At 40.0% G+C, this 12,209-nt stretch carries 10 protein-coding genes and 1 pseudogene; 2 read left to right on the top strand and 9 right to left on the bottom strand.

Annotated features, from left to right (window positions below):
- Positions 1 to 34 precede the first annotated feature (34 nt).
- The 5 genes from GQA99_RS18860 to GQA99_RS18840 all read right to left on the bottom strand — a co-directional run bounded on the left by GQA99_RS18860 (position 35) and on the right by GQA99_RS18840 (position 5,168).
- Positions 35 to 1,066, bottom strand: a complete 1,032-nt coding sequence (locus tag GQA99_RS18860; protein WP_160056567.1) for a phosphotransferase family protein — start codon at positions 1,064 to 1,066, stop codon at positions 35 to 37.
- Between the two features lie 91 nt (positions 1,067 to 1,157).
- Entirely contained in the window at positions 1,158 to 2,369 is a 1,212-nt protein-coding gene (locus tag GQA99_RS18855; RefSeq protein ID WP_160056565.1) for an acyl-CoA dehydrogenase family protein, read from the bottom strand.
- Between the two features lie 51 nt (positions 2,370 to 2,420).
- On the bottom strand, positions 2,421 to 3,545 hold the full coding sequence (locus GQA99_RS18850) for an NADH:flavin oxidoreductase (protein ID WP_160056563.1): 1,125 nt from the start codon (positions 3,543 to 3,545) through the stop codon (positions 2,421 to 2,423).
- Positions 3,546 to 3,593: 48 nt separating this feature from the next.
- Positions 3,594 to 4,364, bottom strand: coding sequence for an SDR family oxidoreductase (locus tag GQA99_RS18845; protein WP_160056561.1), 771 nt, complete (start codon positions 4,362 to 4,364; stop codon positions 3,594 to 3,596).
- A gap of 69 nt (positions 4,365 to 4,433) precedes the next feature.
- On the bottom strand, positions 4,434 to 5,168 hold the full coding sequence (locus GQA99_RS18840; protein ID WP_160056559.1) for a histidine phosphatase family protein: 735 nt from the start codon (positions 5,166 to 5,168) through the stop codon (positions 4,434 to 4,436).
- Positions 5,169 to 5,472: 304 nt separating this feature from the next.
- Between GQA99_RS18840 and GQA99_RS18835 the strand changes: the two genes are divergently transcribed.
- A complete protein-coding gene (locus GQA99_RS18835; protein ID WP_160056557.1) occupies positions 5,473 to 6,381 on the top strand; it encodes a LysR family transcriptional regulator in 909 nt (302 codons plus the stop codon).
- 123 nt (positions 6,382 to 6,504) lie between these two features.
- On the opposite strand, the gene GQA99_RS18830 is transcribed toward GQA99_RS18835, so the two are convergent.
- The 4 genes and pseudogenes from GQA99_RS18830 to GQA99_RS20930 form a co-directional block, all read right to left on the bottom strand.
- Entirely contained in the window at positions 6,505 to 6,921 is a 417-nt protein-coding gene (locus tag GQA99_RS18830) for a response regulator (RefSeq protein ID WP_160056555.1), read from the bottom strand.
- A 10-nt stretch (positions 6,922 to 6,931) separates the two neighbouring features.
- On the bottom strand, positions 6,932 to 9,001 hold the full coding sequence (locus GQA99_RS18825) for a sensor domain-containing protein (protein WP_160056553.1): 2,070 nt from the start codon (positions 8,999 to 9,001) through the stop codon (positions 6,932 to 6,934).
- A gap of 107 nt (positions 9,002 to 9,108) precedes the next feature.
- The gene (locus tag GQA99_RS18820) at positions 9,109 to 11,466 is read right to left on the bottom strand and encodes a CheR family methyltransferase (RefSeq protein WP_338091744.1); all 2,358 of its coding nucleotides are present in this window, start codon (positions 11,464 to 11,466) and stop codon (positions 9,109 to 9,111) included.
- A 63-nt stretch (positions 11,467 to 11,529) separates the two neighbouring features.
- Positions 11,530 to 11,661 (bottom strand): annotated as a pseudogene (locus tag GQA99_RS20930) (chemotaxis protein CheB); the annotation flags it as partial.
- 136 nt (positions 11,662 to 11,797) lie between these two features.
- Between GQA99_RS20930 and GQA99_RS18815 the strand changes: the two are divergent.
- The coding region (locus GQA99_RS18815; protein WP_160056549.1) for an ISAs1 family transposase at positions 11,798 to 12,209 on the top strand (412 nt) is incomplete at its 3' end.

Here is a 12,209-nt window from a genome sequence, read left to right as displayed (position 1 = left end):
GTAACTCCTGTAATTGATGGTCTTGTTTTTATGTTTATTGAGTCTTGATAACCTGTAAGGCCATTTGCGCTAAGGGAGCAACAAATGATCCGACTTTATTGGCATTTTCATTTGAGGCGTTACCTTCACTGGCACGTTTTGCAACACCTTGCGCAATCGCAGCTAATCTGAAAAAACTAAATGCCAAATAAAACGCCCAGTTATCGATTTTTTCGATCCCCATGCGCTGACAATATTGAGCAACATATTGTTCTTCAGTAGGAATGCCTAAACTGGCTCTATCGATATCTTTTAAGCCGTCGATGGTGCCCATGCCTGCGGGCATACGCAGTTGCATACATTGATAAGCCAAATCGGCATAAGGGTGGCCAAGAGTGGATAATTCCCAATCAAGCAATGCAATGACTTCAGGGCTGTTTTTGGCAAACATCATATTGTCTAAACGAAAATCACCGTGCACCAGGCATACGCGGCCGTCATCTGCTGGCAAATTGTCCTCAAGCCATTGGATTAGCACATCCATAGCGGGAATTGTTTTCAATTCAGTTAGACGATATTGCGAGGTCCAGCGCCCCAGTTGGCGCTCAAAATAATTACCCGCTTTGCCATAATCAGTTAAACCCACGGCATCAACATCGATACTGTGCAGTGACGCGAGGGTTTTATTCATCGCATCGTACATGGCGCCGCGGCGCTCATTAGTATCAATCTCGGCTAAAGATGCGCTCCAATACACCTTGCCATCGCAATATTCCATTACATAAAACATGGAACCGATAACATGGGTGTCTTCACATAAGTGATATACCTTGGCGACAGGAACATCGCTGCCGTTAAGTGCAGCAAGGACTCGGTATTCACGGTCTACAGCGTGGGCTGATTTTAATAACTTACCCGGTGGTTGACGACGCAATACATAGACACCCGACTTAGCGGTAAGTTTATAAGTAGGATTAGATTGACCACCCGAGAACTTTTCAAGTGTAATTGGCCCTTGAAAGCCCTCAACGTGTTGCTGTAAATAAGCACTAAGCTGCTCATTATCAATAGAAAATGTATGTGGCATTTCTAAATACTCTTATTATTAGATTAATGTCAGCAACAAAATGACAATGACAGGCCAGTTCGCCCCAGCTAAAACTGGCCTGTCTTGCCAATTACAGACTCACCTTTTTCACTAAATCGCGTCCAAGTTGCATCATATGAACCTGATCTGGGCCATCCGCTAATCTCAACGTGCGCTGACCTGCCCATGCATGCGCCAAAAAGGTATCCTGGCTGACACCCACTGCACCATGGCATTGAATGGCGCGGTCAATCACATCAAGTGACATACTGGGCGCCACAATTTTAATCATGGCAATTAAGTCTTTAGCCGCTTTGTTGCCGTCGGTGTCCATCTTTTGCGCCGCTTTTAAGGTCATCAAACGGGCTTGCTCAATCTGACAGGCAGATTTGGCAATGTCTTCACGTACCGATTGCTGCTTAATCATCGGCTGACCAAATACAATTCGCTCACTGACGCGTTTGCACATTAAATCTAATGCACGCTGGGCAATACCCACAGATCGCATACAGTGATGGATTCGTCCTGGGCCTAGGCGACCTTGCGCGATTTCAAAACCTTTGCCTTCGCCTACAATGATGTTTTCAACGGGCACGCGCACATCAGTAAAGGTCACTTCAGCGTGGCCTTCTGGTGAGTCATCATAGCCAAATACTTGCATCGGTCTGACCACCTTAACCCCAGGGGTATTCATTGGCACAAGCACTTGAGATTGTTGAATATAACGATTGGTATTGTCTGGATCGGTTTTGCCCATCACAATCATGATTTCACACTGTTTACGGCACGCTCCGCTGATGTAAAACTTGCGGCCATTAATGACATATTCGTTACCATCTCGAACAATGCTCAACTCAATGTTGGTTGCATCACTTGAGGCCACTTCGGGTTCTGTCATGGCGAATGCTGAACGGATTTTGCCCTCAAGCAGAGGCTCTAACCATTGTTTTTTCTGCGCCTCATTACCGTATTTAGCTAACACTTCCATGTTGCCAGTGTCGGGGGCGGCGCAGTTAAACACCTCGGGAGCCCACATCACTTTGCCCATAATTTCAGCTAATGGCGCATATTCTAAATTGGTTAACCCGCCACTGTACTTGCCATAAGCGACAGGCAGAAATAGATTCCATAAGCCTTGTGCTTTTGCTTTAGCCTTAAGCTCTTCCATTAACGGCGGTGTTGACCATGGGTCTTGTGCCACTTGTTGATGCATTTCGTCTTCATGCGGATAAACATGCTCATCCATAAACTGGCTAACTTGATTTATTAAGCCTTGAACTTTTTCACTGTATTCAAAATTCATATTGTGACCTTTTGATAAATGGAGTGCGTTTTAATCGGGAGAAAAGTCGTGTTAACTCAACGACATTAATGATTTTTTATTGAATGGCTTAATCTCATCAATGGCATTGGTTTTAATTTTATTCACCCATTGCGGATCAACTAATAACGCGCGGCCAATACCGACCAAATCAAACTCGTCATTATTTAAACGCACTAATAATTCATCAATACCGGTTGGGTTAGAAGTCCCTGATAAATCAGCATTACCTTCGCCTATAAAGTCGTTATCTAGACCGACATTACCGACTGTGATCACAGGCTTGTTAGTCAGCTTTTTAGTCCAACCGGCCAGGTTTAAATCAGAACCTTCAAATTCAGGGATCCAGAAACGACGAGTACTGGCATGGAAAATATCCACGCCAGCATCACTGAGTAAGCCTAAAAATGTGGCTAGCTCTTCAGGGGTTTGGCACAGCTTTGCAGAGTAATCTTGTTGTTTCCACTGAGAAAAACGGAAGATGATAGTAAAATCCTCACCTACGGCTGCGCGGATTGCTTTGACAATTTCAACGCCAAAACGGGTGCGATTTTCTAGTGAGCCACCATATTTGTCGTCACGCTGATTAGTGCCTTCCCAAAAGAACTGATCAACTAAGTAACCATGTGCGCCATGAACTTCAATGGCATCAAAACCAATGTTTTTTGCATCGAGCGCAGCTTGTGCAAATGAGGCAACCACTTCATCAATGTCTGCTTGTGACATGGCAACACCGTTTGCTGCACCTGGCTTGTATAAACCTGATGGACTGTAGGCTGGCATTTCTTTGTCAGGACCCACTCCAGGTTTTCTCACCGCGCCAACATGCCAAAGCTGTGGGGCAATTTTGCCTCCGGCGGCGTGTACTTCATCAACCACGTGTTTCCAACCGGCTAAGGCTTGCTCACCAAAAATGGCCGGCACGTTTTCGTAACCATTGGCAGCTTTATGTCCAATAAAGGTACCTTCGGTAATAATTAACCCCACATCACCTTCAGCACGGCGGCGGTAATATGCGGCAACCTCAGCATTGGGGATATAATTTGGCGAAAAGGCGCGGGTCATCGGCGCCATGACGGTTTTGTTTTTAAGCGTTAACGATTTAGTTGAAAACGTTTCAAATAGCTTGTTGATGCTGGTGTTTTGAGTGCTAGTCATTATAAATTCCTATCGAGATATTCGTTTTATTTTTAGTTTTTTAAAGCGTTAGCCAATCAAATAACCACCATCAACATTGATAGCTGTACCTGTGGTGTAACTTGATGCGTTTGAGGCTAGATACAACACGGTACCGGCCATTTCGTCAGGTTGTGCGACACGCTTCATCGGCACGTGATGCATCATTTGTTTTAAAATAGCTGGGTTATCAACGAGTGCTGATGCAAATTTGGTGTCGGTACCGCCAGGAAGTAAGGCATTAACACGAATATTAAATTGAGCACATTCTTTGGCGAATGCTTGCGTCATTGAAATAACAGCCGCTTTGGTGACGGAATAAATGCCTTGATAATCACCAGGGATAACACCATTAACAGAGGCAACATTAATGATTGCACCGCCTCCACTGGCCTTCATTAACTTGGCACCGTTGGTCGACATAAAGAAATAACCACGGATGTTTACATCCACTGTTTTTTGGAATGCAGTTAAATCAGTATCGATAATGTGGCCAAAATAAGGATTTGCTGCGGCATTGTTAACCAGAATATCTAACTTGCCATGTTGCTCTGTAATGGCGGCAAAGATTGAGTCAATTTGCTCTAACTCACCAATATGACACGCTATTGCCTGAGCACTGCCACCATCGGCAATAATTTGGTCGACAACAGCCTGACATGCGTCTATTTTGCGGCTCGATACAATGACATGAGCGCCATATTGCGCCAAAACTTTAGCTACGCTTTCGCCAATACCACGACTAGCGCCTGTTACTAACGCCACTTTCCCTGTTAAATCAAACAAATTAGCAGTATTCATTTTAAGTCCTTGTTGTATTTAATTTTCATATTCAATGTGAAAAGCTTGCGCCGCTTAAGGGGTAAGATGTTATCTAAAGGTAATCCACTCATCACCAGCAATTTCTAAATGGCTGTAATTGTTTAAGTAATCAACGCTCAACATGTTTTCTGAAAACAAAAGCTTGGTTACGCTGGTATTTCTGGTTTGCTGATTAATGGCCAGTGTTTGCTGATCATTTAATTGTAAAATGTGTTGGATGATGGTCGAAATTGTGCCTCCAGATGTGAAGACTAAAATATCTTTTGGTTGCTTTTGTTCTGTCGTTAGACCCGTTAACACCCGCTTTTTGGCAAGTTCTTGTTCAATAATGTTTTGTAATGCCCGAATACAACGGCTTTTAAACTGCGGCCAACTTTCTTTGTATTCCAAATCATGCTGGCCATTCATCCAACGATTTAAAGCCTGATAAAACTCTTTGTGAAGCACTTTATTGGGCTCATCAAATTGCTGTAGTTTTGCGTTTTTTTCAGCGAAATGATGCCATTCACCGTTAAATTTTTGCAGAATATCAACGTGGTCAAATTCGTTAAAACCAGAGTGGATCACCATTGGAGTGGTGTTAATGTCTAACCCAGCGGCAAAGTGACTCAAGGTTTGGCCATGACGCAATAAATCACCACAATAAAACTTGCTCGGGGCACCTTTGGCACGCCAATACTTGCCTAGCAAAGCCGCCTGCTGACAACCTTTGTCTGACAATTGGTCATAATCAGTACTGCCAAAAGAAGCTTGTCCGTGTCTAATCAAATATATCGCAGCCATTGAGTGTCTCTAACGTTATAAAAATCATGACTTGAACAACATCGTGTTAGGTAATGCCAATAACTAAAACCAGTTACACGCGAGTTGCCGTTTAGATCCTGCACATTCGCTACTGCGATTGCTTACAACAAGGTAAGCTGAAAAATTAACCGGATCCGAATCTACTTGACTATGCTAATCCCAAGTTCTAAATTGAACAAATGAATAGTTCTAATATCCTACTATTAACCATTCCAATAGTATGGGTGAAATAAAAAGCATATTGGATAGGTGCAGTATTACGACTTAATTCAATGGAGTGAATATGAAAATTGATTTGAATTTGTTTGTGGTTTTTGATGCCATTTATTGCGAAGGCAATATTACCAAAGCGGCCTCGGTATTGAACTTATCGCAACCGGCTGTGAGTCACTCATTAGGTAAATTACGCAATCATTTTGATGACCCTTTGTTTATAAGACAAGGCAATGAAATGCGCCCCACTCCCGTGGCAAAAAATGTGATTGATGATGTGCGTGAAGCATTGCATCAGTTGCAAGTGTGCCTGGTACAATCAAGACAATTTGAACCTCTTACCTCTCGCAAAAGCTTTTCATTGTCTTTACACGGCTCATTAGAACCTTACTATTTACCTATTTTGCAAGAAAGCTTATCCGTAGAATCTCCTGCCATTCACTTAAACAGTAATAAGCGGGTTAACCGCAGTGAGTTAGAAAACAAATTGGCCAGTGGTGATATCGATTTAGCCATCGATGCATTGATCCCAGTGAGCAATAATATTCGTCACACTCAATTGCAAAGCGATCAGTTGGTGGTGGTTGCGCGTAAAAACCACCCTGCACTCACCACAACACTTGATTTAGACACTTACCTTAAACTTGACCATATATTGGTTTCATCTCGTTCGACAGGACCGGGTTTAGAAGATTTTGAATTGTCGAGAATGGGATATCACAGAAAGATTTCGCTGCGTTGTCAACAAGCCTTGTCTGCTTGCAAAGTGATATTAAGTAACGACATGCTATTAACGTTACCCAAAACCGCCGCGCAGATGTACAGTGAAATGCTCGACATAGCGACTCATCCCATGCCGGTCGATTTACCTGAAATTGGCATACATTTATATTGGCACGTTAATGTAGATAAAGAACCCGCCAACAAATGGCTGAGGAATAAGATGATTATTGCCGCGTCTAATGCCGTAAAACAATAATTTAATAAAAATAGTGCAGTAAAAATAAGGTTGAATAATAAAAAAAGACATCTCACTTATCGTGCAGATGTCTTTCAATTTTCATTAATACAAAAATATACCTAAAGCCGCGTTGTTAGTGTTTTAATCGATTTTAATATTTTTTGAACTTGGAATAGGTAATTTAATCTTGAGTACCACGCTCATTCGAATCAGCATTTTTACTGGACTAATGGGTTTAGTCAGGTAATCAATACCACCCGATTCAAATGCTTGTATTTCGAAAATAAGATCTTTATAGCCTGAGATAAAAATAACTGGAATATGACTAAATCGTATTTCAGACTTAATTCGTTTACACAAATCAAAACCTGACAAATCAGGAAGATCGACATCCAATAAAATGATGTCGAAATCGTGTAACTGCAATAAGTTATAGCCATCATCAGCCGTTTCGGCAATCACAATATCCATGGTAGATTCAAGCATGGTTGTCATCACTTCAATTGATGAGCTCTCATCATCAATAATTAATACTTTAGCAAGCTTTTCTGTACTCATTTATTAATCTCTATTGCACTGATACTTTTATGGGTAAAAATTTATCTTTTTTACCGTGTTTTTTTATATAGTCATGCATTTTAGCCTTCGATATTGCTTGCGAATAATAATAACCTTGAGCACAACCACAGTGTTGGTCTTTCAAAAAAGCCACTTGGGATGCGGTTTCAACACCTTCGCAAATAATCTTTAATTTAAGATTTTTGACTAAAGCAATAATGGTGTTGAGTAACGTTTGGTCTTCAGCATTACTTGAGTTAATGTCATCAATAAACGTCTTATCAATTTTAACCGTTTCAAACTTAAACTTTTTTAATGAATAAATGGATGAATAACCCGTACCAAAGTCATCTAGCATTAACCTAAAACCACATTCGACTAGGCGAGCAATGTTGACCACAACAAACTGATTGTTTTCGAAAATTAATGTTTCAGTAATCTCAATTTTCAATAATGGAATAAATTGCGGAAATCGCAGCGCAACCATTTCGAGCTGTTTAATAATCACTTCAGAGAGTAACTGATACGAAGATAAATTAATTGAAATCGGGATCATTATGCCATGAGATTCAAGCATACGTAACTGTGTAACCACTTGTTTTATGATGGTTACCCCTAAACCGATTAACAATACATCTTGTTCAATTGAAGGCATAAAATAACTGGGAGGCAAAATTTCATTTTCATCATTACAATAACGCGCTAAAGCTTCAAATGACACTAACTCACCGGTATCAACATCGTGAATTGGCTGAAAAAAAGGAATTATCTTTTTATCTACTAATGCTTTTTCCACAATTTTAATGATTTTATGATGTTTATCTTCAGTTTTTTTGTGGTTTAAATCAAAGAAAGCAAAATTATTGCGGCCATTTTGTTTAGCAATATACATGGCACTGTCGGCGGCTTTTAAAAGATATTCTTGGTCAAGAGCATCATCGGGATAAACCGACACACCAATACTACAGGTACAAGTGTAATGTAATTCATGAAGTATATAGGGCTTAGATAATTCGCTTATAGCCCGTAATGCAATCCGCTCGAAGCAATCAATATCTTCATCAGACTGAATAACCGCAACAAACTCATCCCCACCCACTCTTGCCACTAAGTCTTGTTTTTTAAAACAACCCACTAAACGTTCGCTTACATGTTTAAGTAATAAATCACCGTAATCATGGCCATACTCGTCATTTAAATATTTAAAGCGGTCTAAATCGATATAAAACACACATAACTTTTCACCGAGTCGTTGAGCTGAATCGTGCATATTTTTGAATTTTTCATTAAAGCTCATGCGGTTAGACAAACCAGTCAGACTGTCGGTATAGGCCGCTTTAGATAAAGAGTTCTCAATTAAAACCTGCTGCGTCACATCATCTAATATATGTAAATATTGCTTTTCTTGAGTTTCTTCATCAAAAATGACATTGATATGTACTTTACAGCAGATGATTTCAGGCTCACCATTTTTGTACATCCTGATGCATTCTAAGCGCTCACTGGTATCGTCTCGCTCAGTGTCTAATGTTGATAGTAATTGTTTTAATTTCGCGTATGAGTCTATGGTATATATCATACCGTCATTCTTACCCATAACCTCTTTAAAAGAACGACTCAACAAATTAATAAAACTTGGATTAACCGACACAATATTGTGTTGATGATCGGTAATGTAAATCGCCTGAGTCGAATGCATATAAACACTGCGATAAAGGTTAAAATCTTTATTTAATGAGTGATAACTGTCCAGCGGGAAGAAACAAAAGTTGTACAGTTGGGTCTCGTTTCCCAGTGAGTCAATGTCGTTAACACTTTTTAAATTCGCCACAAAGTGCTTAACCGCACCATGACAAACCACCTTTAACTCAATGTAATCCTGATCTTTATTAGTAACCCAGGCGAGAAAGTTAGACACATTAGAATTGACTAAAGCCGTTAAGACAATTTTTTTTTCACCCATAGGCGACATTGTCAAAGCACGGCCAAACATGTTTTTGGCAACATCATTAAAGCCGACTATTTCAAGCTTATGTGTTGTTGAAATACATGGGATACCAATTCCGTTATATCGCTCCAAAACATCTCCTTAATCTTCACACTTGTCATCAAATACTTAAATGAAATGACATTTAATCTGTTTTCTAAATAATCGCATACGTAAATGCTTGCACATTTTATGCTGCATTAATCTGCGGCAAAGAGTGTCACTAACATTTTCTGTGGCAAACCAGTGGTATCGTTAAGTTCATACACGGTATGGTTTGCATACACATTCATAAAAACATTACTGTCTTTTGGCTTAATGGCATATTTTCCAGGAACGCATTCACCTACTGTAGAACGCGAGACTTTATCGACAATACCTTTAAACACTATCGCATCTTTAGTGTTAAATAACGTAAATAGCTTTTCATCCGCTAAGGCGTTGATAACCACTTCTGAATAACCCAGTAGTTTTTGGAAAGCAGCATTAATGTATTCAATTTGCAACTTATCGATATCTAATACAAACGAAGCCGTCAAGGTATTGTTTAAGAGATAAGTGATGGTGTCTTTATACACGACTTGTTCTTTTTCTTTCATCACCGAGTGAGTAATGTCTCGGATAGTCCCCATGACTCGGGTGGCTTGCTTTAAATCATTAAATGACACAACTGCCTCTAACGACATAATACTAATATTTCGATCAACATCTAATGCTTCAAAAATAAAAGGTTGAGTCGCTCTATTATGTAATAAATTGGTCAATTGCTCTTCTAAACGACTACGGTACTCACCTGACGCTAAGCCGATAAATGCTTCATAAGAAGGATGGAACACTTCTTTATCCAAACCAAAGAGTTCATAACAACCATTACTCCACTCGAGTTTGCGAGTAGTCAGGTCCCAAAACCATGACCCCATTTGTGCAGATCTTTCTGCTTCATGTTGTAAGGTATTAGAATGTTCTAAATCAACTTTGAGTCTATCTAATTCAATCCGTTGATGTTCGCGTTCTTCATAGGCCATGCGCAATTCAGCATAGGCGGTTTGTAATTCTTCGTTGGTAGACTGTAACTCTTCGTTAGTCGTTTCTAATTCTTCATTTGAGCTTTGTAACTCTTCATTTGAGCTTTGCAGTTCTTCGTTCATGGACTGCATTTCCTCATTTGAGGTTTCTAGCTCTTCAATCACATTTTGTAATTGCTCTTTGGTTTTTGCTAACAAACGTTGCTGCTCAAGGGCAATAGCTTGATTGGAGGTTTCTTGCTTATCAGTGGTAAGCAACGGAATATTTTCGGGCAGTTCAATTTGCGAAAAAATAAGAGTTAAACGACCGAGTGGCCCTTCTCTCTCAATTGTCATCAAAATCAACTTAACCCAAACATTCTCGTCATTTAACTTAAATGATTGGTAACCCGTATCTGCAACTTTTTGACCGTTTTGGATATTATGAAACGCACTGCGCAAGTCGATTGATAGTTGCGGATGAAGATTTTTAAAAATATTGTTTGACGGTAAGCCTGTTGGACGAACCAACAACGCATTATCACCTTGGGTGAAGATGATATCTTGGTTCTCATTTAATAAAATAGCGTTAGGTAACACAAATTCTCGCAACGTATCAGCAATAATGTTTGTTAGTTCTGCATCCACTTTATTGCGATTATGTTGCGAGGTTAGTATTGGCTTTAGCTCTTTCATATTATTAGTTGTTAAGCTAATACCTCGAGACGTTTTACGCTCTGGCGGTAGTTGCTTACCGACAAACAGAGTTTCATAAATCTTACCGGTTTTAGATAGCGGTCGATATTGTTCTTGAAACACACCAATAGATTCAGACTGCCCAAGCATCAATAACCCTTTCGGGTTGAGTGCATAATGGAACATTGGCAATATTTGACGTTGGAGCTCAACAGTAAAATAAATCATCAAGTTCCGACAAGTAATCAAATCAAGACGTAAAAATGGTGGATCATTGTTTACGTCATGAACCGAAAATATGACTTTCGATTTAATTGGCTTGATCAACTCATATTGTTCGCTATTGAGCAGAAAATATTTGTTTTTAATTGTGCGTGGTATGAAATTTAACGCAGTTTCGGGATAAACCCCTAAGCGAGCAAAATTAATCGAATTTTGATCAATATCAGTGGCAAAAATTTGAATCTTATATTCATCAATCTTGTCACCGAGGATCTCACTTAAAATAATGGCCAGCGTGTAAGGTTCTTCACCCGTTGAACAAGCAACGCACCAAAACCGTAACGACTTATTGGATTTGTTTTGAATGTAATTGGCTAATTCACGTTGTAAATTGTCAAACGCACGTGGGTCTCTGAAAAAAGACGTGACACCAATTAACATGTCGTTAAACAAGTAATTAATTTCTTCTTTATTATCTTGCAAGTAAGCCAAATAGTCAGCTGAATGATGAATTTTTAATGACGTCATACGACGTTCAATTCTGCGTAAAATAGTATTTTCTTTATAAAGCGAAAAATCGACATTACGCCGAGCTTTTAATTGCTTAATAATGCCCTGATAGGTTTCTCGCGGCATGGTGCCGTCATTATCAATGCCTGTATTTCTCGGGAAATGAATAATATTTTTCAGTTCATGACCAATCTCAGTCGCTTGCAAAATAAGGTCAACGTGGCCTGAGTTAATCGCTGAGTTAGGCATGCCATCATACTTAGCATCATGAGGATCTTGTACAATACCAAAGCCATTTTCACCTTTAATGGCACGTATACCTCGACTGCCATCAGGGGCTGATCATACTCGATCGCTTTTCATACATCCTTTTTAAAAACAAAGAGATAAAAAATAGCTTGATTGATCTCGCCAGTGTGATCAAATAGCGCTCTTTTTCTTTGTCTTTATACATAATATGCTTAAACATCTCGATAAGATTACTGATTGCCGTTCCCATATAAATCAAGAACATGATGTCATTGATATCTGCTTCCTCGTCCTGAGCGCAGTGATATCAGGTGCGCAGAGTTGGGCCGATTGCCACGAGTTCGGGACATTAAAACTGATGTGGCTTCGTCAACATCGCCCCTTCGCTAATGGTATTCCCAGCCAGCAGAGCATTGGTCGCATCTTCAGAGGAGTGTCAAAACAATCCTTGCTAGATGCCTTGTTGAGTTGGGTCAACGAGCATCGGCTTAGCACAGGACTTTCTTCTATTGCGATTGATGGGAAAGTGCTTAAAGGTGCCAAAGCATCAGCCTCGAGCGCTGCATTACATATGGTCACTGCATATGATACCGGCTCTGGTTTAGTCTTCAGCGCTAAAT

The sequence above is a fragment of the Shewanella litoralis genome, assembly GCF_009828585.1.
GTDB lineage: Bacteria > Pseudomonadota > Gammaproteobacteria > Enterobacterales > Shewanellaceae > Shewanella > Shewanella litoralis.
Note: the sequence above shows the minus strand (reverse complement) of the source record. Positions and strands in the feature narration are given on the sequence as shown.

Coding starts and splice junctions, on each gene's coding strand:
- GQA99_RS18860 (WP_160056567.1), bottom strand. CDS start 1,066: ATGCCACATACATTTTCTATTGATAATGAGCAGCTTAGTGCTTATTTA.
- GQA99_RS18855 (WP_160056565.1), bottom strand. CDS start 2,369: ATGAATTTTGAATACAGTGAAAAAGTTCAAGGCTTAATAAATCAAGTT.
- GQA99_RS18850 (WP_160056563.1), bottom strand. CDS start 3,545: ATGACTAGCACTCAAAACACCAGCATCAACAAGCTATTTGAAACGTTT.
- GQA99_RS18845 (WP_160056561.1), bottom strand. CDS start 4,364: ATGAATACTGCTAATTTGTTTGATTTAACAGGGAAAGTGGCGTTAGTA.
- GQA99_RS18840 (WP_160056559.1), bottom strand. CDS start 5,168: ATGGCTGCGATATATTTGATTAGACACGGACAAGCTTCTTTTGGCAGT.
- GQA99_RS18835 (WP_160056557.1), top strand. CDS start 5,473: ATGAAAATTGATTTGAATTTGTTTGTGGTTTTTGATGCCATTTATTGC.
- GQA99_RS18830 (WP_160056555.1), bottom strand. CDS start 6,921: ATGAGTACAGAAAAGCTTGCTAAAGTATTAATTATTGATGATGAGAGC.
- GQA99_RS18820 (WP_338091744.1), bottom strand. CDS start 11,466: ATGCCGCGAGAAACCTATCAGGGCATTATTAAGCAATTAAAAGCTCGG.